14 protein-coding genes and 1 tRNA gene are annotated in these 21,082 nt (G+C 57.1%); 10 read left to right on the plus strand and 5 right to left on the minus strand.

Annotated elements, in window-relative coordinates:
• Positions 1–275: 275 nt before the first annotated feature.
• From infB to ACGY09_RS18985, 5 genes are all read left to right on the plus strand, one after another.
• Positions 276–3,200, plus strand: a complete 2,925-nt coding sequence (infB, locus tag ACGY09_RS18965; protein WP_397568975.1) for a translation initiation factor IF-2 — start codon at positions 276–278, stop codon at positions 3,198–3,200.
• A 74-nt stretch (positions 3,201–3,274) separates the two neighbouring features.
• Positions 3,275–3,766 carry a 30S ribosome-binding factor RbfA gene (gene rbfA, locus ACGY09_RS18970; RefSeq protein ID WP_373653398.1) on the plus strand — a complete coding sequence of 164 codons (492 nt, stop codon included), beginning with the start codon at positions 3,275–3,277 and terminating at the stop codon, positions 3,764–3,766.
• Between the two features lie 46 nt (positions 3,767–3,812).
• Positions 3,813–4,730 carry a hypothetical protein gene (locus ACGY09_RS18975; protein ID WP_397568976.1) on the plus strand — a complete coding sequence of 306 codons (918 nt, stop codon included), beginning with the start codon at positions 3,813–3,815 and terminating at the stop codon, positions 4,728–4,730.
• Positions 4,731–4,854: 124 nt separating this feature from the next.
• Positions 4,855–7,140, plus strand: a complete 2,286-nt coding sequence (locus tag ACGY09_RS18980; protein ID WP_397568977.1) for a tetratricopeptide repeat protein — start codon at positions 4,855–4,857, stop codon at positions 7,138–7,140.
• A 136-nt stretch (positions 7,141–7,276) separates the two neighbouring features.
• Complete coding sequence (locus tag ACGY09_RS18985; RefSeq protein WP_397568978.1) at positions 7,277–8,029, plus strand: YebC/PmpR family DNA-binding transcriptional regulator; 753 nt, start codon at positions 7,277–7,279, stop codon at positions 8,027–8,029.
• A 303-nt stretch (positions 8,030–8,332) separates the two neighbouring features.
• Here the strand turns inward: ACGY09_RS18985 and ACGY09_RS18990 are convergent, their stop codons facing one another.
• Both ACGY09_RS18990 and ACGY09_RS18995 read right to left on the minus strand, forming a co-directional pair.
• A complete protein-coding gene (locus ACGY09_RS18990; protein WP_397568979.1) occupies positions 8,333–10,324 on the minus strand; it encodes an alpha/beta fold hydrolase in 1,992 nt (663 codons plus the stop codon).
• 117 nt (positions 10,325–10,441) lie between these two features.
• Positions 10,442–13,021 carry a CehA/McbA family metallohydrolase gene (locus ACGY09_RS18995; RefSeq protein WP_397568980.1) on the minus strand — a complete coding sequence of 860 codons (2,580 nt, stop codon included), beginning with the start codon at positions 13,019–13,021 and terminating at the stop codon, positions 10,442–10,444.
• Between the two features lie 509 nt (positions 13,022–13,530).
• On the opposite strand from ACGY09_RS18995, the gene ACGY09_RS19000 reads away from it, so the two are divergent.
• Together ACGY09_RS19000 and ACGY09_RS19005 are read left to right on the plus strand one after the other, a co-directional pair.
• Positions 13,531–14,553: a YheT family hydrolase gene (locus ACGY09_RS19000; RefSeq protein WP_397568981.1), complete on the plus strand. Its 1,023-nt coding sequence runs from the start codon at positions 13,531–13,533 to the stop codon at positions 14,551–14,553.
• A complete protein-coding gene (locus ACGY09_RS19005; protein WP_397568982.1) occupies positions 14,550–15,134 on the plus strand; it encodes a redoxin domain-containing protein in 585 nt (194 codons plus the stop codon). Before ACGY09_RS19000 ends, ACGY09_RS19005 begins: the two co-directional genes overlap by 4 nt.
• A gap of 151 nt (positions 15,135–15,285) precedes the next feature.
• Here ACGY09_RS19005 and ACGY09_RS19010 read toward each other — a convergent pair whose 3' ends face one another.
• On the minus strand, positions 15,286–16,500 hold the full coding sequence (locus ACGY09_RS19010; RefSeq protein WP_397568983.1) for a PQQ-binding-like beta-propeller repeat protein: 1,215 nt from the start codon (positions 16,498–16,500) through the stop codon (positions 15,286–15,288).
• Between the two features lie 137 nt (positions 16,501–16,637).
• Positions 16,638–18,281 (minus strand): hypothetical protein, encoded by a 1,644-nt coding sequence (locus ACGY09_RS19015; RefSeq protein ID WP_397568984.1) that lies wholly within the window; start codon positions 18,279–18,281, stop codon positions 16,638–16,640.
• Positions 18,282–18,790: 509 nt separating this feature from the next.
• Here ACGY09_RS19015 and ACGY09_RS19020 point away from each other — a divergent pair.
• The gene (locus ACGY09_RS19020) at positions 18,791–19,531 is read left to right on the plus strand and encodes a hypothetical protein (protein WP_397568985.1); all 741 of its coding nucleotides are present in this window, start codon (positions 18,791–18,793) and stop codon (positions 19,529–19,531) included.
• A 271-nt stretch (positions 19,532–19,802) separates the two neighbouring features.
• Positions 19,803–20,414 (plus strand): hypothetical protein, encoded by a 612-nt coding sequence (locus tag ACGY09_RS19025; protein ID WP_397568986.1) that lies wholly within the window; start codon positions 19,803–19,805, stop codon positions 20,412–20,414.
• A 320-nt stretch (positions 20,415–20,734) separates the two neighbouring features.
• Here ACGY09_RS19025 and ACGY09_RS19030 read toward each other — a convergent pair.
• A tRNA-Leu gene (locus ACGY09_RS19030) sits at positions 20,735–20,820 on the minus strand.
• Here ACGY09_RS19030 and ACGY09_RS19035 point away from each other — a divergent pair.
• Positions 20,793–21,029, plus strand: coding sequence for a hypothetical protein (locus ACGY09_RS19035; protein WP_397568987.1), 237 nt, complete (start codon positions 20,793–20,795; stop codon positions 21,027–21,029). The two genes, ACGY09_RS19030 and ACGY09_RS19035, sit on opposite strands and share 28 nt — an antisense overlap.
• The last annotated feature ends 53 nt before the right edge of the window (positions 21,030–21,082 follow it).

Here is a 21,082-nt window from a genome sequence, read left to right on the forward strand (position 1 = left end):
TAGAGAAGCCCGTAGGACGTGCCGATTAGGGTTGGCAGCCCGAAGTTCAACTTCGTCATCATCACACGAACGAGGTACAGGCGGTGAGGGGTCATTCGATTCGCGCGACCGATTGGGGTTGGCGGGTTTGGGTCGGCCTCACCTGATGGCGTTTGAGTAAAAACGAATTCGGGCAAGGGGTGTCGGAGTGCGTACGTCGTGTTCCGGCGGAACTCTTTGTTGTTGCAGACACGCCGGGACTACCGGTCGGGCTTTTCCCCACGAAGGACTCGCGTTTGAAAATCCGGATCTTCGCTCTTGCCAAAGAGCTTGATATCGACAGCAAGATTTTGATTGATTTCTGCACGAAGGCAGGAATTACGATCAAGAACTCCGCCTTGGCGAGCATTTCGCCAGAAGAGCGCGATCGGGTGATGGAGATTATTCGGTCGAGTGGCTCCACTACCGCTGCGCCCCCCGTGGCGGCAGCCCCGGCCGCAGCTCCGCCCCCTGTGGCAGCGACGCGTGAGCCGGTTGCCGATCTTGCCGTGAAATCGCGGCCGATCCGAGTCATGGGTGCCAAGCCACCGCTGATGGTACCTCGATCTCGCCCCTCTGAATCGGTTCCACCCAAGCCGCCAGTTGAGCCGCAAGTTGAAGAACCTGTGCAGCCGACGGAAGAGATCGCACCGGCCCCGGTACCACCGGCGCCGCCTGTCGTAACTCCTCCAACCCCACCGGTTGTCGAAGAAAAAGTTGAAGTACCCACGCAACCCGCTCCTGTCTTGGAGAAGAAGTCGGCGCCGGTTGCGCCTGTCGTGGCCCCAAAGCCGATCCCCGAATTACCTCCAGAGCTTCCGCCCGTGGTCGCAGTCGCGAAACCTGTTGTAGAACCCCCATCTGCTCCTCCTAAAAGTCGTCCGACTCCTGCCGCCGAAGAACGGCCGGTATTGTCGCCGCCGCCGGCGCCCCGTTCGGACTTCGCCGCCCCTGTTCCCCCACAGAAATCCATGCGTGTCATGGTGTCTCGTGGTACGAATGAGATGGGTGGAGCGAAGGGGTCTGCCTCTGCAAAGAAGGCCAAGACCGTCGCGCCGTTGATCGCTGAGATTCCGCGATTCAAAGCTCCTCCGTCGATGAAGGCTCCCAAGCCGGAAGAGGCGGCACCGCAGCGACCGACCCAGCGTTTCAATGCTGACGGTCCGCCAAAGGATGCACCGCTCGGGCCGATTGTTCGCAAGCGTGCTGAAACCACGACTACGAAGAAGAAGATTGGTGACGACGAACCGGATGACGGCAAGGTCAAGAAGCACGTCGGTGGTGCGTCTCTTCAGGATGCCCGTAACCAGCGACGCAAAGTCACGCTGAAGGACATCGATGAAGACGAAGATCGCGGTGGCCGGGGATCGCGTGTACGGCCGAAGCCACAGCGTCGCTCGGGGCCAGTGCCGCTCAAGTCGACCGCCGAACTCGAACTTCCGTTGACCGTTCGTTCGTTGTCGGAAGGAATCGGACGACCTGCGAAATCGATTATGCAGATTCTGTGGCAACGAGGTGACATGGTCACCATCAACTCCGCTCTCGAAGAAGACGTTGCTGTCGAGGTTTGCCTGGAACTGGGTGTCGATCTGCAGATCCACCGTCCGAAAACGATCGAGGACGAAGTGACTGAAGTCGTTGAAGGTGAAGACAAGCCGGAAGATCTTCAGGTTCGTCCTCCGATCATTACGATTCTGGGGCATGTCGACCATGGTAAGACGACGCTGGTCGATAAACTGCGTTCTGCGAACGTCGCTGCGTCTGAACATGGTGGAATCACCCAGCACATCGCGGCCTACCAGATCGAACACAACGGTCGTAAGCTGACCTTTGTGGATACACCTGGTCACGCTGCCTTCGGTGAAATGCGTGCTCGCGGTGCACACGTGACAGACATCGTCGTTCTCGTGGTGGCGGCTAACGATGGCGTGATGCCTCAGACGGTCGAGTGTATTTCGCACGCACGTGCCGCCGGGGTTCCGTTGGTCGTTGCCATGAACAAGGTCGACCTGCCCGAGCGAAATGAACAGCGTGTGTTGACGGAGTTGTCGTCGCATAACGTGCTCGCGGCCGAATGGGGTGGTGACGTCGAAGTAATCCGAACCTCGGGTCTGACCGGCCAGGGATTGCCTGAACTGCTCGATACGCTGTTGTTGACGGCCGAGCTTCATGAGTTCACCGCTAATCCCAACCGTCCTGCTTCGGGTGCCTGCCTGGAAGCATTCCGTGATGAAGGTCGCGGTCCACTGGCATGGCTGATCGTTCAGCGAGGAACGCTCCGCGTTGGCGATGTTGTCCTGTGTGGCGGTGCCTATGGCCGAATCCGAGCCATGTACAACGAGCGTGATGAAGAACTGACCGAAGCTCTGCCTTCGACGCCAGTGAAGATCGCCGGTCTGGACATCGTACCGGGTGCGGGTGAGCAATTCCTGGTTCTGCCAGACGTTGACGCGGCTCGCGAAGCGGCTGAAGAGCGTCGCTCAAAGGGGCGAGCAACCGTTCTGGCGAATATGGGTGGCAAGCGAACGCTCGAGGATATCCTCAATGCGACAACCGAGGGCGAGATTCGCGATCTGGCCGTGATCGTCAAAGCGGATACTCCGGGATCGCTGGAAGCAATTCGCAGCGAACTCAACAAGTTTGAGCATCCGGAAGTTCGCGTCAAGCTGTTGCACCAGGGTGTCGGTGGGGTGAACGAAAGCGATGTTTATCTGGCATCCGCTTCGAATGCTGTGATTTTTGCCTTCCATGTGATTGCGGAAGATCGGGCTCAACTGCTGGCGCAGCAGGAAGGTGTCGAGATTAGGCGTTACAACATCATCTACGAGGTGATGGACGAGATTCGCAAGATTCTCGAAGGAATGCTGAAGCCCGAGCAGAAGGAAGTGGCAACCGGTCGAGCGATCGTGCTGCGAACCTTCAGCATCACGCGGTTTGGTACCATCGCGGGCTGTCGCGTGCTCAATGGGACCATCGAACGTTCCAGCCGGATTCATCTGATCCGCGAGCAGCGTGTCATCAATACCTACAACATCGCTTCGCTGAAGCGTGAGAAGGAAGATGCTCGCGAAGTTCGTGAAGGGATGGAATGCGGTATTCGTCTCGAGAACTATAACGACGTCAAGGAAGGTGACTTGCTTGAGGCGTTCAAGATCGAAGAGGTCAAACGAAAGCTGGAATAGTCTTCGCGACTTGAGGCGTATGGTATTTTTTGCCGTCACCACGGCGGTCCTGTCGATCGATAGTTTGGGGTTTCATGAACACGCGTCGCGTTGCCAAAGCTGCAGAAGCGATTCGAGAATCGGTCAGCATGACGATTCTCGTCGGACTTCGGGATCCACGTGTGAAGAACGTCACTGTCTTGCGGGCAGAAGTGAGTGGTGATCTACGCAATGCCAAGGTGTACGTCTCAATCATGGGGGATGCGAAAGCCCAGTCCCTCACGATGCACGGCCTCGAATCGGCGCGAGGCTATATTCAGGCGAAGGTCGCGGATCGATTGCAGACCAAGAACACTCCTGTGTTGAAGTTTGTCCTCGATCCTGGTGTGAAGTTCAGTGCAGAAACATCTCAGACGTTGCGTCAAGTGATGCCAGACGAGAACGGTGTTGCAGGCGCGGTTGATTCGGAAGAGTCCGAGTTCGACAGCAACACCGCCGAATCTGACGACGACGAAGGCGACGATGATGAGAGTGATACCGACGATGTTGACGACGAGAGCGAGTCGGGAAGTGCCGACTTGCGGTAATCAAAGTTCGTCGTAGATGGTTCCAGAACGGAGTTGAGACAAGCCCATGGTAGCAGCGTCCCGTGCCAAGGCGTCCGATCGGGCAGCGCTTCTCAAGAAGCTGTTTCCAATCATCAAAAAACAGTACAAGGTCCAGATCCCGAAGGGAAACAAACCTGTCCTGGAAACGATGCTGTATGCCATTTGTCTTGAGGACTCAACGGTCGAGGAAGCAGACCTCTCCTTCCAGCGGTTATTTTCCGAATTTCCTGATCTGAACGAAGTGCGGGTCAGCAGCGTCGGCGAAATCGAACGGGCCTTTGCGGGCCAGACCGCTTCTGAATGGCGCGCTTTCCGTGTCATTTCGGTCCTCAAGTTTGTGTTTGATAAGTCTTACTCTTTCGAGTTCGAGAACCTTCGGAAGAAGACGCTCGACCTGGCTACAAAACAACTGGCGAAGATCAAGGATCTGTCGCCGTTTGTGCGTGACTACACCTTGCATGAAGTCACGGGGGCCCACCTGATCCCGATCGATCCAGCCTTGGCCCGTCTGCTGATTTGGCTTGGTCTGGCGGTACCGAGTCAGACGCCTGAACAAATTGGCGAGATGATGAAAGCCGCCGTCCGCAAGGCGGAGGTGGAGACTTTCGTTTTCACGATGCGTTGTGTCGCCGGTGATCAGTCGCTGCAACCGGCGTTTGATCCTGCGAAGTACCCACCTCCAGAAGGAGGGTACGACACCGACACGGCTGCGGATCGGCTGGTGAGTCTGTTCAAGAATGGCCTCGAGAAGCCGGTTAAGGCGAGTGCCGCCAAGAAAGTCGCTGCGACGGCTGCACCGGCACCGGCAGCAGCTGCCAAGACTTCCAAAGCAGACACAGCGGCCGCGGCTAAGCCGGCGACCAAGAAGGCCGTTGCGGCCAAAGCCCCCGCAGTTGTCGAAAAGGCTGCGGCTGCGAAGAAGCCGGTCAAGAAGAGTCGCTGAACGAGCGGTATTTGGCATCGTTTTCCCTGTGCGAATTAAGGTAAATCAACTCGAGCAGGCTTCCCAATCACACGGAAGAACGAATACTGAATATCATCAAATCGGATTGCGAGGAGATTGGGCGATGAGCAATTTACTTCGGTATCGAGTAGGGCTTGTGGGACTTCTTGCCTTCGGTCTGACGAAGCCAGCCTTGTCGCAGGATGAACCCCAGAAGCCGCAGGCCGAATCTCCTTCTTCGACGGCAGAGTCACCTGATGTCAAAGGCTATCAGCAGCAGGAATCGGATGATGTCGCTCTGCCGCTGAAGCCCCTGGTGCCTCGTTCCGCCGCAATTACCGCCCGCAATGAAGCCTTGTCGTGGTACATGACGGGGCGACTCCTCGACTCAACACATCGAAACGAGCCTCGCAAGGCTTTGAACGCCTTCCGAAAAGCGGTGAAACTCGATCCCGAAGCGGTCGAAATCTACCGGGAACTGGTTCCGCTGGAATTGCAGCACGAGAACCTGGAAGCGGCCGTTCGTTATGCATCCAAGGCCGTTCAACTCGATCCGGATGACGTTGAAATCCTGCAACTGCTCGCTCGGCAGGCGGCGATTTCCGGGCAGCTTCCAGAAGCCATCAAGCACCTGGAGCAAGCGATTAAATCGCCTCGAATTCTCAAGACCTCTCCGGAATATGTGGGACTCAACAAGAGTCTTGGCCTGTTGTATGCCGTTACCGGACAGAAGGAATCGGCGGCGGACTGTTACGAAATTCTGTTTGACGCCATCAAAGATCCGGAAAAGTACGGTCTCGATTCCCGCGCCAAAAAGAGCCTGCTGGCTGATCCCACTTCAACCTACGAGAGAATTGGGCAGATTCTGCTCGACGGCGATCGCCTGAAACCTGCGCTCGAAGCATTTGAACTGGCCGGAACGACCCGGCAAGGTGCTGGTAATCTGGCATATAACCGGGCGCGAGTTCTCCTGCTTTCAGACAAGCCTGAAGAGGCTCTTGCGGAACTCCAGAAGTACTTTGATGCGCAGCGGACGTCGAAGGGGCGTGACGCCTATCGACTGCTGGCTGAGATTCTCGAGAAGCTCAATAAATCCGACGAATTGATCGGACGCCTGGAAACGCTGGCAGAGAATGACGCACAGAACGTCGCGCTCCAGTATTACCTGGCGGAACGTCTGACGGACGTAAACGAGCTGGAGCGTGCCCGGAAGATCTACGACACCATGCTGCAAAGTGGCGGGGACGCATCGGGGTATGCAGGACTCGCTCGTGTCTTACGAAAAATGCAGAAGTCGGATGATCTGCTTGACGCACTCGGTCGCGGTATGGCTCGGGGTGAAGAAGCGATTGCGTCGCTGGAGTCCGAAGTGAAAGCCTTGGCCGAAGACAAGGCGCTCGTCGCCATGTTGATTGAGTCGGGCCGAACACGTGCCAAAGCAGGCGAACTGAAGCTCGATGAAGCCATTCTGCTGGCCAAGCTGGCGGCTGCCTTGAAAGAGGCGGATGCATCAGAAGAGTTCTTCCAGTTGGCACTGTCACTTCCTCCCAGCCCGAATCGGCCGAAGATCGCCACTCAGATCGAGTTTGCGGACACAATGGCCCGCCTGCGTAAATATCGCGTCGCTGCTGAGGCCTACCACGAAATCCTCGAGTCCGGTCAGTTGACGGAAAAAGGGAGGGCCTGGACCTACTTCTCGCTGACGCAAGTGTTGACGCGAGACAATCAGATTGACAAAGCCCTCGAAGCGATCACAAAAGCGATTCAACTGGATGACGACAACTACGAATTTCGCCTGTTTGAATCGGGGATCTACACCCATGCCCGCCGCTGGGATGAAGCCCTCCTCAAGCTGGAGCAGGTGATGACGGATTTCCCGGATGTCCCCGAAGTCATCACTCGTGCCCAGTTCAGCCTCTCGAACGTTTACGTTCAGAAGGGTGAGATGCGCAAGGGAGAGGAAATCCTCGAAAAGGTCCTGGAAATGGATCCTGAAAGTTCGCAGGCGAACAACGACCTGGGTTATTTATGGGCCGAGCAGGGCAAGAACCTGGAACGGGCCGAGAAAATGATTCGCAAAGCCCTGCAGGCCGAGCCGGAGAATCCGGCGTACCTGGACAGCCTGGGCTGGGTCTTGTTCAAGCTGGACCGAATTGAAGAGGCCATTCCGCCTCTGGAGCAGGCCACTCAAAACAGTTTCGGCGGCGACGCAACCCTATGGGATCATCTGGGTGATGTCTTGTTGAAAGCCATGCAGACGGAAAAGGCCATTGAAGCCTGGCAGACGGCCCTTGAGCATTCCGAAGAAGAAAATTCTCCTGACGTAGAGCTGATGGAACGGATTCGGGAGAAGCTGAAACAGCACGGAGCTCAGTCACGACCCAAGCCAGCAGAGAAGGGCTCACCCTGAACCTGCGAGTCTGCTGTTACCGGGGTTGAGACTGCTTGCCGAGCAGATTATTCTCTCGCCCGACCCGTTCTGCACCCGAGACCATTCCGGGTGCGCCCTTACCCCTCGCATTACTTCGAATCTGACTTAACCAAATATGGCAGGACATTCCCACTGGGCGAATATCGCGTTCAAGAAGGGCCTTGTTGATAAAAAACGAGGAAAACTCTTCGGCAAGCTCTCACGTTACATCATCGTGGCTGCACGTCGCGGCGGCGGTGATCCTGCCGCGAACCTGGCGTTACGCTACGCAATCGACCGCGCCCGCAAGGCCTCGATGCCGAACGACACGATCGACCGGGCGGTCAAAAAGGGGACCGGGGAACTTGAGACCGAAACCTATGACGAGGTCATTTACGAAGGTTATGGGCCAAATGGTGTGGCCATTCTCTGCGAAATTCTGACGGAAAATCGGAACCGGACTGCGGGCGAAATTCGTAAGATATTCGAAGTGAACGGCGGAAACCTGGGCAGCACGGGGTGCGTCGCGTATCTGTTCGAACGCAAAGGAATTATCCAGATTCCGACGAAAGCCGTTGCCGAAGACCAGCTGTTCGAGGTTGCTCTGGAGGCGGGAGCATCCGATGTGCAGCAGGTTGGTGACATGTTTGAAGTCAGTTGTACTCCTGATGCTTTTCAAACGGTGACGACTGCCCTCGAAACGGCCAAGATTCCTACCGAATCGGCGGAAGTGATGCGTGTCGCCTCCAACACGGTGGATCTCGATGTCGAAGCGGCTCGAGCTGTCCTGAAGTTGATGGAACTGCTCGAAGATCACGACGATGTGCAGAGCGTGACGGCGAATTTTAATATTCCCGACTCAGTGATTGCTCAGTTAGAAGCGGGCTGATCGCGCGCCGACTCGCTCTGCAGGCCGGTCGTTGCTTCACCTCGGTCACCCCGTACCGAGACGGCCTCAGGGGTGGGCGTGACCGTTTCCGCTTCCTTCGTTTCTTCAAGCCGTCCGACAGGAAGCGAACCGCGGCATCGCCAGCGGAACCCCGTGATCGCGACAGCATTCAAACGGGCGGTCTACTTGAGGGTTGTCAGGAAAGGATTCTTTTTTTCGACGCATCCCGTCCTTGGGAAGCAGTCTTCCAAACGCCTGGAATGTCCGCGGCGCACTGTATCCCTGCTACATCGGTGTTTCCGGTTACTCGACCGCCTGTTTGATTCCGTTCGAGAGTAGTTCTGCGGCCGTCGCGCGGTCATCGGGTTTCCGATCGATCAGTCCCAGATCCTGAGCGTGTACCAGTTGACGATAAGTCTCGTCTGTCGACCCCTTCGAGTCGGGGTCAGCGACCGAGGGATGAATAACGATGCAGTCCCACTCTTGATGAGCGAAGCTGAGTGCCCAGTTCATGATCCATGAGAAATTGCGTACGAATTCCTCGTCGACTTTCGCAGACGCACTTCGTGGCACGGCCAGGAGCACGAGATCGGGTTTGAGATTCCGGACGAGCGCTTTGGACTCGGCTTCCAGGGCCGCGATCGATTTGCCCTTGGGTTCCCAGCCACTGACCTCCACTTGTGCGGTGGGCTTCAGGTTCTTGATCGCGTTGCCGATCAGCTCGTTGTAAGGTGCCATCGCCAGGACCTTGATGGGCCGGTCTTCTTTCAGCAGCGACGCGAGACGAGGCAGGGACGGATGGAGTGGCCCCACTTGATCGAGAGAGACTCCCTTGCCCGTAATTGTTCGGCAGAGTTCTTCTGCCATTCTCTTATGGCCGGCCATATTGGGGTGAATCTCGTCGCTTAGCGTGAGACGCCAGGTCCAGGGTGCTCGTCTGAGGAGCTTTGTCCCGCTGAGATGCTGGTCGCAAACGGGGGCGTTCATTTCTCGTCCTACAGCGCGAATGGTGTCACAGTAGGTGAGCAGTTTTTCGATCGGGCGACTCGCAGTCGTAATCACGGAGTTGGGGGTGCAGAGGATCACCTCGCTACCCGCATCGCGGCATCGTTTCGTCAGTAACTCAAGGTTGGCCCGGAATGTCTCGAGGGGGATCCGGGTGACGTCGTTCAATCCGAAGCTGATCGTGACGATCTGTGGATGATGAGCGAGCACGTCAGTGTCGAGACGGTTCAGTCCGTCCTGTGTGGTGTTGCCGCTGATCCCCGCGTTGATGACAGTGATGTCTTCGCGAGACAGAATCTTCCGGAGTCCGACCTCCAGCATTTCCGGGTACGCGCGGCGTCCGCCGGTATGGTAGTAAACACCGGTAACGCTATCACCCAGGCAAACGACCTTCACGGGGCCTTCTTTGAGCGTGATGCGAGGCGTTAACTCGGGGACCGCCAGCGCCTTGTTGATCACATACTCAAAGGCCTGGAGCGAATCTTCGTAACTGGAATCATGCCCCCCTTCAGGCCGGTGAAGCAGATTGACAGGTGCCCCCCGATCCTTCATCGCCGCGGCCAACCGCAGTGTGCTGTCGGGCGGAACAAGAGTATCCCGTCCTCCCGTGGTGAATGACACGGGCATTGTCAGTCGTTCTGGAAACAGTTCGGCCGAGCGTGCCCGATAGACCGCAGGAACATCGGCTTTCGTTCCGCCGTAAGACTCGGCAATTTCTTTGGGGAATCCCTCGTACTCGGCCATGTTCGAGGTCCCGTTCAGACTGACCGCACCGTCGACCACTTCTGGATGGAGTGCTGCGAAGATCATGGCAGATGTTCCTCCCATGGATCCACCACTGACGATCACTTTTTCAATACGAAATTGCTGGTGAAGATCGTCAATGATTTGCAGCATGTCTGCTTCGGCGGCGGGGCCCATCCAGGATGTTCTGGCACGATAGTCGGGAGAGACGTAGATCATCTGATGCTGCGCGGCGGCATCGCGCGCAGCACGACATTCACCCCGCCCATCGTTCACAAACTGCCAGCGGTCTGACCCGTGACCGTGCAACGCGATCAGCAGGCTGTACGGCTGATCTTCGCGAGAATCACGTGGCTTCTGAATCACGTAACGCTGCTCTGTTCCATCCAGGCGGGCGATGAAACTGACGTCGACCGGTGGACCCAATTCCTTCACACCCTCGGCAGCGACTGACATCCGGTGGTGTCCCAGTAATCCCATGGTCAACACGATGATGCCGAAGCCGACAGACGTCTGGTAAACGCGCAAGCACGGTATTCGTCTCATGAACTTGTCCAAGTCAAAGGAGTGAGGGAATCGCCCTTCGGATCATCATGTTTGGGACCGTCCGCGCCGGGGCCGATGGGGGGCCTGCAGCCAGCGAGGTCGGTGGTGCAGGGCCGCTTACCTGGAGAACTTGGTGGGAAGTGGAACGTCCAGTGTGTCTTTGTTCGCCTGGAATCCGTCCCCGTTGACGTCAACAAAGATCGGGTTCGTCATTGCGGCAGGACGCGCATTCCCGACGTCTGTAGCGTAAATGTTTGTTAGTTTTCCTTGAGTGTTTCCGGTTGCCACGATGATGTGAGCATCGGACGATATCTCCAGGTCGAGCGTTCGTTCGAACTTCACAACTCCACCCCGGAAGGCATCGGGGGTTTTCTCGCGTGAGTAGTTATGCTGCTCATGGACACGTCCATTGACGAGGACGAACAATCGGTCGACGTCGAGCCAGTTGGGACACTGCACACGAACCTTCAGAGACACCCGTCCGCTGGGGGCTTTCAAGTCTTCACCAGAGACGTGAAGCTCAGAGCGACCTGATTCGTGAGCTTGGACCTCAAGGTAAGGACCGTTCGACATCACCAGGCGTCCCCGTTCAGCGGAACGGACCATCTCCATGGGATCAATTTTCGCAGGATCATCCGTCGATGACTGGACCCAGTTGCGTAACCAGCCCGATCCGTGGAAGTTGTAGTGTGAGTCGGTGTTGACGACGCCGTAGATCCGGAATCCCTGATTCAGCAACTGGAGCCAGTTGAAGATCGTGTTTGGCTGCTGCCGAGTCCCTCGCTGGACGATCGGGCCGAGTTCCAGAACATGGTCGATCGGATGAATTTCAACCACATCCATGAAGGGGAAGGCGCGTTCAAAACCAGAATCAGGTTTGCCGTCTCCGTCTTTGTCGTAAAACATCCACCCGAGGTCCGGGTGGTTAACCTGCAGCAGTTTCTCGCTGCGTCCATCATGCAGGACCAGACGCTCAATCTGCGATTCGAGATCAGGGCCGGTCACAGGTCCCCCTCCGTCCTGCGTTCGCTCAACCAGTTTGATCGGGAAGGCGTTCTGATGGTTCAGTGGCAGGGGCAGGCCGGTCAGTTCGATCCCCGAGACTGTCATCATTTGCGAACCGATCCCCAACCGGTCGATGTGTGGCTGGTAGGTACTGACCCGGTTGTGCTCTGTGCAGGGGGCAAACTCGATATGCTCGGCCACCAGATTCAGAACGCGACCTAACTGGCTGGAGGTGTTGTCACCCGAAGGGCTGCTGTGGCTGTGAAAATCACTGCTGACCCATCCCGGCGTCTCGACCGTACGGGAAAGCGACGCGACCAGAGAGGCCGATTCACCGGGCGAGATGTCGAGTTCCGTGAACACCGCGTCAAATTCGGGGCCGTGGCTGATCGTGACCGCATACTTACCGGGGGGGATCAGTCTCTGGAATTTACCGTTGGGGGTGTAGATGAGGTTCCGAACGGCAAACTCGCCGCTTTCCGGACCGTAGTCAAGTTTGTAGTGACCGTCGAGTGGTTTGAACTCCACCTTGCAGGGAATGAGTCGCTGCTGGCCATCGGTGATGGTCGCCGTCACGGTTCCGGGATCAAAGTCGACCGTGAGTACATCGGGTTGACCATCCGTCTTCAGTGGCAGGTTGGCCGCAATTTTGTTCCCGAAGGCTGACAGGTCTACTGTGACCGGTTCGCTGGGGGTCACGACCTTCAGTCGTCCATCGTTGTCGGTTCGAGCAGTCCCGTAAGAGGTACTGCCCAGCTTGAATTCCACCAGCGTCCGCGGGATGGGACGATGACGTTTGTTGAGTACGACGAGTTGGTGTGCCGTCGAATTTCCGGCAGTCAGGCCCCGCGCAATTGCGTTGACTTCCAGCCGGTTCTTTCCGGGATAAAGACGACGTTGAAACGTGTAGGACTGACCGGGTTCTAATGCGACGCTTGTCGCGCCGTCGGGACGTTCATACTTGATGGCCGTGACTCGAGCATCGCTGGTCAGTTGCAGCTTCAAACCTTCGGCATCTAACCCATAGGCCTGATCCCAGTAGCGGTCTTCCACCCAGAATTGATCAACGGTGCCATTAGGTGTCCGCAGCATTTCTTCCTTGCCGCCGTCCACGCGAAAATCATCTTCCAGCGGAACCGACTGCAGTTTGTTCGAGCGATTCGTGAGCGTGGTCACGACGGTCAGAAAGCGATCGTGGGGACCTAACTGATAGCGGACCGTGGCTTCAGGTCGGTCCTCACCCGCTTCGGCCTTGAGAACCACCGCCGCGGATTGACCGGAACGATAGGGTTGATCGAGCGATACTTCGGCCCCTTCGGCGTTGACGATGGCTGCTTGTCGGAATGGGTATCGTCGTTTACCGGGATAGTACGCGGCCAGTTGATCACTGGGAGCGGACTGAACGGCCAGATCGATGAGCGCCCCGGCGATATCCCTTACGGTCATGTTTGCGTGTCTGGTGGCGATCGGTTGGCCGATCACGGCAGAGAGGTAATCGTTCCGCAGGGCGATGTCGCCGTAGATCGAGTCGACCTCCTTCCCATCCGCGACGAACCGATTCCAGGTCTCTTCCGATAAAACTCCGATTTCAACGAAGCTTTCACCGGTTTTTATCACCTGACGAGCGGTTCCCAGACCGACGACCAGTCCCAGCAAAAGGACTGTTCCCAGCACTGCCATCAAAGACTTCATCAGCAGGCCCTTCGTTCTTGATGCAAGCGTTTCACGTCGTCCATGAATCAGCAGGCAAATTCTAAAATGGCCCCTGCCAGATTCCAAACCGGGGGGCGGGAAATTTCCTGTTTCAACGACAATTCGTATTTGTGTCCAACTCGGCCGCTCTGTTTCACAGTCAGCTTCACAGTCAGCTCCCCTTCGTAAACGAAAACTCGGCTGTTCAAATCCTCTTTTGTGGAGCATGATTCAAGGGGGCAGAGGGGCTCCGACGCACTCGGTACCGCGTCCCTCTGCAGAACGTATCGGACGGCGGCAGTGATGAGAGGGGCGATCAGGGCCGTGATTGGTCTTGAGGAAGCTGCTCTGTTCGTGATGTCGGGGCCTCGTTGCAGCCGGACGTGTGGGGTCCCCGTGCAGGCCAGACAAGGTTGAACAGAGGTGCGTTTCACCGTTACTCTCTCTAGACGACATTGCTCAGAGTCAGGATGATACACGACCTTGTTTTGGGAGGATTTCTTCTAATCATGTCCGCGATGTCGACCGAGTCTGCAATTTCGTCCCTGGACGGACCTGCTCGCCCGAGGGACTCGTTCCAACCTCCCTGGATCTTTCGGAACGGCCATGTTCAGACACTGGCCGGAACCTATCTGTTCGGCCGGAACACGGATCGTCTGACGTTCGCCGCGCCGACCGTGCAGCATCTGGTCAGCGTGGATAACGGTGACCGAGTTGTCTTCCATGATGATTGCCCTGTTGCATGGAAGCCCGGTGATCGCGTTGCCATCATGTTGCATGGACTCGCGGGTTCGCATCAAAGTCCTTACATGAAGCGAATCGCCGTGCAATTGTGTCAGCACGGCGTCCGGACGATGCGGATGGATTTTCGTGGCTGCGGCGCGGGGATGACGCTGGCCCGGTACCCTTACCACAGCGGTCGTTCCGACGATCTGCTGGCGACGTTGAGAGCGGTGCAGGAGCTATGCCCGGGGTCTCCCGTGAGTCTCATCGGCTTCTCAATGGGGGGGAACATCGCTCTGAAATTTCTGGGTGAAAGGGGACCCCTGGATGGGATTTCGCGAGCCGTTGCCGTCTGCCCGCCGATCGATCTTTCGCTGACGATCGACTTCATCGGGATGGGGCTGGCACGTGCTTACGACGCTTACTTCACCAAGACGTGCATCCAGAACGTTCGTCGGAGACTGAGTGCCCGGCCCGATTCGGTCATTCCCGCGGGTTGGTTCGATCGACCGCCTCGTACGATGCGGGAATTTGATGAAACGTTCACCGCACCGGTTTGTGGATTTGCTTCGGCGGCAGACTACTACGAGAAGTCCAGTTCCCGTTCGTATCTGTCCCAGGTGATGGTTCCGACGCTGCTGATTGCTGCTCAAGATGATCCCGTAATCCCTTTTACGCCGTTTCTGGACACATCGCTTTCTTCTTCGATTCTGTTGCGGGCTCCACGGTACGGGGGGCATATTGGCTTCGTGACGACTCGCGGACCAGCCTGGCTCGACCAGCAGATTGTGGATTGGACATTATCTTGAAAGACTGGCGTCTCGGCCTGGTGCTCTTCCTCGGAGTTGTGATTGCGATCGTCTCGGTCGCTCGAATTGTTACGGATAAGCCTCACAGCTATGAAGAACAGGTTGCTGCAGCGACGATCATGCGTCCTGCAGCGGGATTCGATGCTCTCGACTCGGACAGTCATCTGGTTCGTCTCAATTCCTGGTTGGGGCGCCACCGCATCATTGTGGTGTTCTTCGACGGAGAGGCCGGAGCCGACCAGGACACCAATCTGCTGCGACTGAGGGATCGTTATGCCGAACTGCAGGGACATGACGTCAAGGTGGTCGGAGTGACGGCGACCATTCCCCAGGAGAATCGTGCGGCCATGGAGAGAGCCGGTGGGAAATTCCCGTTCCCGATCGTCTCGGATATCGATCCGCAATCTCCCGAAGGAACGCTTCGCATTCATCGGCGCTGGGGACGACTGAATCCTGCCAATGACAAGACCCTTCCCGGGGTCTTCCTGATCGACCGGCGAGGCATGGTGGCGCATCTCGGCCCAGTGCCCAAACCCGAGAATGACATCGATCAGCTGATACAGTCACTCGCGAAGAAATAAACCCTGACTCGACCGATGCCGGACAAGGTGTTTGTTCCGGTATCGAGTTTCCGTCGAGGCCTGCAGATTCTGCCTGCCGTCACGCGCAGCGAGCCTGTTTCTGATTTCCCGCGTCAGACGTGCATTGACCCTCTCGTCATGCTTGTTGGCATCACTGCGGTGTCTGGATTCGATAGAGTCTGGTGTCAGTCCGTAGAAATAGCGATCGATCTGCGGCCGCGATGGTCGCCTGCGTTCGCCCGGGAAGCTCGTTGACGGCCAGCTCGGTATACGCTTCTTTCGTGGGAGCGATGACGTAGGTTTTTCCCTGTTCATCCAGCAGGTAGATCCGGTTTTCAGCAAAGAGTAACGATGACGTAAAGTTGCCACCCAGTCGCTTCTGCCAGTGCTGCTTTCCCGTTTTCGCATCCAGGCAGGTCGCAATTCCGTTATCGGCGATTAGATAAAGTTCGTTGCCGACGAGCAGGGGGGAGGGATTAAGCGGTGCCCCGCGATCAAGCTTCCACACCATGTGTGATTCGGTCACGTCACCCGTCCCGTCAGGCCGAACCGCATAAATCCACGGCTTGTCGTAACCTGAGCAGAGGAAGACGAGACCCTGCCCGTGGACTGGACGCGGCACGTTGGAATAGCCGGACGGATACCGGAACCGCCAGATCTCTTTGCCGGTGCGCGGTTCGTAGCCGATCGCCCACTCTCCCCCGGTACTGACCAGTTGCGGCTGCCCGTTGACTTCGATGAGAAGCGGAGTCGAGTAGGCCATTTTGCCGTCGCGCGGTGTCTTCCAGACTTCCTCGCCCGTCTTCTTGTTCAGGGCCGTCACATACTGCACGTCGGTTCCATCGCACGCGATGATCAGTAAATCATCGAACACGACGGGACTGCCGCCCGGTCCGTGGCGGTGGTTGTACTGAAGCTCTGTCTTCCAGACGATTTCTCCGCCACGCGTCAGACAGGCTGTTCCCAGTTTGCCGAAGTGCACGAACAGTTGCGGCCCGTCGATTAATACGGAGGGAGAGGCATAACTGTTCTTGCCATGCACGGGCCCGGGATCGTCGTGGTGAAAGACTTCGACGTTATGCAGTTCCTTGCCGGTGTCCCGATGCAGGCAGATGACTCGTAGTGACTTTCCTTCATCAAGAGCCGTGGTGAGCCAGACTTCGGTTCCGGCGATCGAGGGAGTCGACCAGCCGAGACCGGCGATGTCGGTCTTCCATCGAATGTTGTCCGTCTCGCTCCAGGTAAGCGGTAGTGCTGTTTCGTCCGAATGCCCTTCGCCGCCTGCACCTCGAAATTGAGGAGAGTCCCCTGCGAACAGGCCGGTGGAAACGAACAGGCAGATGGCCAGAAACCCAAGTTCACGCACGGCAATTCTCCTGAAGACGGGACCCGAGCTGACTGAGTAGATAGCAGAGCGAAGCAGAGTTCAAGCGTATCGCTGCTGTTCGATGCCGGGGCTTCGGAACTTCTCCAGTCGCTTCGATGGTTTTCTTGCCTGTCTCATTACTGATCCCGAAACTGGTACGAGTAGAGGTCTGCGTCACGGAGTACGAAGCGAATTCGCACGGACTTGCCGATGAGGTGGGCGAGGCTTTCCTGAGACTTCCAGGTGACATTTCGATCCAGTGTGTCTCCGAAGACCTCTTCGCAGTCCTTCAGAGCGAAGCCGGGAAATGGTTCACCTTGTTCGTTCTGAATCTCGACCAGGATCCCTCCTGCGGCGGAGGTGGCCAGATTCAGCGAGAGCTGCTTTCCTGTGAAGGTGATTGGTTTCGTCACCAGCTCTCCGCCGCGCATCGGAGCCCAGGCCGACACGAAACCATCCAGGCGGAGCGAGTATCGTCGCACCTGATCACTGTTCCCGGTCCAGTACCCTTCCACTGCGTACAGGGAAAGCTCGTTCGGAGCCCCCTCCAGCGTCCCTTTCGTTTCGACCAGATGCCAGGCGATGCATTGATGTCCATAGTTCCAGGTTCCGTCCCGTTCGATTCCCGGCCGCAGGAAGCCTTCATTCCACCGGTGAAAGGTGACACCGTCGCGGCTGGCCATCAGCAGGCCTTCGGTGATCGCTCGACCATATCGTTCATTGGTTCTCGACCGCCACACCCGATTCTCGTATTCAGGCAGGGCGCGGAGAGCAGGGGACCAGCGTGCGATGTGGGTCGCCGTGGCACTGACCCGCGACTCGTGGCCCGGGGGATCCTGGTGCCCCCGCTCGATATACCGCATGGGAAAGCCCAGCAGCAGATGGGGGGCTCGATGATAGGGCTTGACCTGATTCGTGTAGAGCTGTTCGGACGGGGAGTCGACGTAGGCCAGGTCGGCCTGGTTGGTCCAGTTCAGAAAGTCGGTTGACGTCGCCGTGCGGATGGCGCGATCCCCTTGCGGGTCCCAGGTCTTTTCGTCGTAGCCTCCCTTGGTGAAATAACGCCAGTAAGCGCGGTAAACCTGGCTTTCGGCATCCCAGAAGGCGAGGTTCTGCGAGTCGAATGCGCCGTCGGTGATGACCGGCTGGTCGCTCATCGGAGTCCAGCGCAGCCCGTCGGGGGATTGAAATGCGAGCAGACCGCGACTGTAGTCGTTCGGCAGTCGATTAGCGGGAAGGAGCGCCTTGTAGCGGGCTTCCGGTGGTGCCGCAGGGTTTCCGTCCTTGAAGACGGCGGGCTCTCCCGGGACGGACAGGGCGTTGCCCACTTTCTGCTGGACCATGACGATGTTATTCGCCTTACTGCCGTTGAACTCATGCAGTCCCAGATGTGGTTTACGCCAGTGAATTCCGTCATCGCTTTCGGCATAACAGCAAACCTGGCCGTGCGACCCGGCATCGACACCCTGAGGCGTCACCTTGAGGTGTCCCGCGGCATAGTACATCCGGTAGAGGTCACCATCTTTGAAGAGGCTATGATAGACGCAGCCGCTCCCTTCCCACGGCTCCCCGTGTTCCAGCACGATTTCTCTCGCGATGGGAGCATGCAGTCGTAATTCGGCCTTGCCGGATAGACGCTCAATGAGCGTCGATTCCACAAATAATTCGCGTCGTGTCCCGATTGCCACCGGAGTCGACGTGGTCTGAGCCTGTTGGTTGTCAGCCGCGAACAAGCTGTTTGAAGCGGTTATCACGGCCAGGAAAAAAAGTCGGCGCATCATCGGGGGTGCCTCTGGAATTCCTCTGCAAGTCGTCCAGGTCGCGAACGAAGAGGTTGGCCGCGACCGTTCAAAGTGCGATGTGCTGACGCATCACATCAAAAAGACTTTGTGGATCCGTGTCGATTTATACAACTCACCCACCACGACAAATTTGACGTCGGGGCGGTCCGCCGGCGCGCAGTGGGAGTGATCCCGCTCCACCTGATCGGGCCGAGGAAGCACAGGGGGGCATGGGTTAAATGCAAGGTCCGTCACGCTAATCGCAGCCGATGCAATGACCCGTGTCGGGCACAACGAATCGCATGAAAGCATCAGTGGAAGAGGTTTCTCGTTAAACGATGCGACGGTCACCATCTTTGACCTGAGGTCGGACCATCGCCCCCTCCCGAATCCGTTGATTGGACTTTACGACTGGTATAAGGCTTGCTTGGAGGATTTGGACTGAGCGCCGCGACCGTCTGGTCCAGGGTGGCAGCAAGCGAGGTCTCTCTCCAGAAAGGGTTGCAGTCATGAACAGCCATCATGTTCCGTCGTCATTGATTCTGGCTGAATTACTTCGACTCGAGCGGTGGGAAGGAGGTGACTCGATCGAAGCCACCCGGATATTCGGACTGCTGCATGGATTCGAAAGTATCGTGAATGCAGAGATCGATTCTTACGGAATCAGCGAAGAGACGCAGGCCAAAGTCGAGGCATTCCTTCAGGAGATCGAGAACGAAGAAGCCACTTCAGATACGAACAATGTGATGCGGCGACTTCGGAGCGACAATGTCGATCAGTCGGATGCGGGAAAGATCATCGAACTGTGCCGGATGCAGGGACGGTTTCCTGCTGCGATCGAAAAGTTGATTGAAGAACCAGACTCCCTGTTTCACCATTTAAAGCGGTCGTCACCTCCAGAACGGAACTGGCACGGGGCAACTCATTTTATGGAACTCGTTGACTGTACGGCCGGAGCACGGAACCGACTGCACGGTGTGTTCGCGCCGGCGGTCCCACGGGTCGGCGAGATCGTCGTCCCCGAAGGGGGTTCCAAGATGATTGTTATCGGGGTCGAACATCATATGACTCCACAAGGGATCGAAGCGGGGATTACAACACATCGCCTGATCCCTCACGTCCTGCTGAAAGCCGAAGATGAAGTTGAGACAGCCGCCGAAGCAGAAGCCGAAGTTCCCTTCGAGAAAGAGTTCACCTCTCCCACTACAACCAGCTTGATTACGGATCTGGACGAAGAAAGTTTGAACTAAAATGGACAGCCTCGAAGCAGCCCCTTGCTTTTCAGCGATTGAAACCGCTCATTGAATGACATGACAAAGGTGACCCGCGCCGACTGTCTTGGGATCGCTGTCTCATACGCTCATACCATCGCGGCGGCTCTGTTGCACGGCGTCTCCTTCCGATTACCCGAGACAGGTTGATCTGGACGAACCGATCCCTCCCTGATGTGATACCCGTCGAAGTCGATTGCAGGCGGCGTTGGGATGCCGGCCCTATCGGAAATCATCGCGAGGGAGGTTTATGAATCCTGTCTTCCTGTTCCTGACATTCGTGGCTGCGGTCCGTCCGATGAGCGATGCCGACGTTCAACAGCGCTACATGCGAGTTCATCACGTCTGGCAGGACCTGCATCTTGCGGCGGACGCGCGTGATGAGAAATCGATTTCTTCATTCCTCGTGATCGATCCCGACCGGTCCGAATTCCGGGTCGAGACAAACAGGATAATCGATGTGAACAATGTTGAGGGACTGCCGCGTGGATTCGAGTGGTCAGCATATGTTGTCACGGCAAGAGGCATTTCGCCGATCCTGTTTCCCATCCGATTGAAGAGTCCTCGCAGAGAAGCGTTGAGTGACACTGATGTCGAGCAGATTTTGGTCATTGGGGCTCAAAAAGAGCGCCGTTGGCAATTTGATATCTCTGGGACGAAAGAGGGCCACACGTTCCACATCGGTTCCGGCAACGGGGTCCCAAAATACGTGATTCCTGTCCCTGAAATCGATGCGCGTCCAGACCAGGACGCGCCGACTGCTTCCATTCTCGACGTTGAAACGACCCCGGAACGAAAGTGGTCGGACCGCATCGTCACAGAGTGGTATTCCATCGAGATTCAAAGATCGAAAGCAAAGTGAGCTAGTCCAAACGGCGATGAGAAGACGCTGGCGAGAAAGGCCATGAATGCTCGACAGAGAATGGCAACATGCCATGGTCTGAAAACTAAAATCCGCACGTCGCGTTTTCGGCGCTCGGTGCAGCGATTCATAGGGGCTCTATTCAGCACCAGTCGCTGGAGATGACCAATGGTGACGTGAACATGGCGAGGCGACTGAGAAAGCTGGTGGACAACCTTTTAGTTCCCACGAGGCTCAAATCTGGAGGAGCGGCTGATTGCGGTCATTGATGATACGTGGATCAAGACTTTTAGTTATCCCTCAGAATCGCCGTAAGTTATTAGCCGAGGCGGGGCTCGAACCCGCACGGGACTTTCGTCCCACAGGATTTTAAGTCCTGTGCGTCTGCCTGTTTCGCCACTCGGCCGGGTGGAGTCTGGGATTGTGGCGTGGGGATGGCGGCACTGCAAGACTGGTGGGGGGGGAATTATTCCGGAACCGGCGGAGCTGGCGATGCCGGGTTTCGGACCTGCCGGTGGTGCACGGCGCGACTCCCGCTGCACCGCGCTGGCCCGAATCGCGTTGCGCGCTGCTCTGATGAGGCCGGGGCTGGAGGAGGGGGGCTGGAGTCGCTGAGGCGTCTATCGGAGCGTGAACCGGCTTGATTCTCGCTCCGATGGATTGCTGCA

It is taken from the genome of Schlesneria sphaerica, assembly GCF_044336245.1.
Classification (GTDB): domain Bacteria; phylum Planctomycetota; class Planctomycetia; order Planctomycetales; family Planctomycetaceae; genus Schlesneria; species Schlesneria sphaerica.

Excerpts from the sequence above, each read along its gene's own strand:
- ACGY09_RS19025 (WP_397568986.1), top strand. The coding sequence starts at position 19,803 with ATGAATCCTGTCTTCCTGTTCCTGACATTCGTGGCTGCGGTCCGTCCG.
- ACGY09_RS19015 (WP_397568984.1), bottom strand. The coding sequence starts at position 18,281 with ATGATGCGCCGACTTTTTTTCCTGGCCGTGATAACCGCTTCAAACAGC.
- ACGY09_RS18985 (WP_397568978.1), top strand. The coding sequence starts at position 7,277 with ATGGCAGGACATTCCCACTGGGCGAATATCGCGTTCAAGAAGGGCCTT.
- ACGY09_RS18995 (WP_397568980.1), bottom strand. The coding sequence starts at position 13,021 with ATGAAGTCTTTGATGGCAGTGCTGGGAACAGTCCTTTTGCTGGGACTG.
- ACGY09_RS18975 (WP_397568976.1), top strand. The coding sequence starts at position 3,813 with ATGGTAGCAGCGTCCCGTGCCAAGGCGTCCGATCGGGCAGCGCTTCTC.
- ACGY09_RS18990 (WP_397568979.1), bottom strand. The coding sequence starts at position 10,324 with ATGAGACGAATACCGTGCTTGCGCGTTTACCAGACGTCTGTCGGCTTC.
- ACGY09_RS19020 (WP_397568985.1), top strand. The coding sequence starts at position 18,791 with ATGAACAGCCATCATGTTCCGTCGTCATTGATTCTGGCTGAATTACTT.
- ACGY09_RS18980 (WP_397568977.1), top strand. The coding sequence starts at position 4,855 with ATGAGCAATTTACTTCGGTATCGAGTAGGGCTTGTGGGACTTCTTGCC.
- rbfA (WP_373653398.1), top strand. The coding sequence starts at position 3,275 with ATGAACACGCGTCGCGTTGCCAAAGCTGCAGAAGCGATTCGAGAATCG.
- ACGY09_RS19000 (WP_397568981.1), top strand. The coding sequence starts at position 13,531 with ATGTCCGCGATGTCGACCGAGTCTGCAATTTCGTCCCTGGACGGACCT.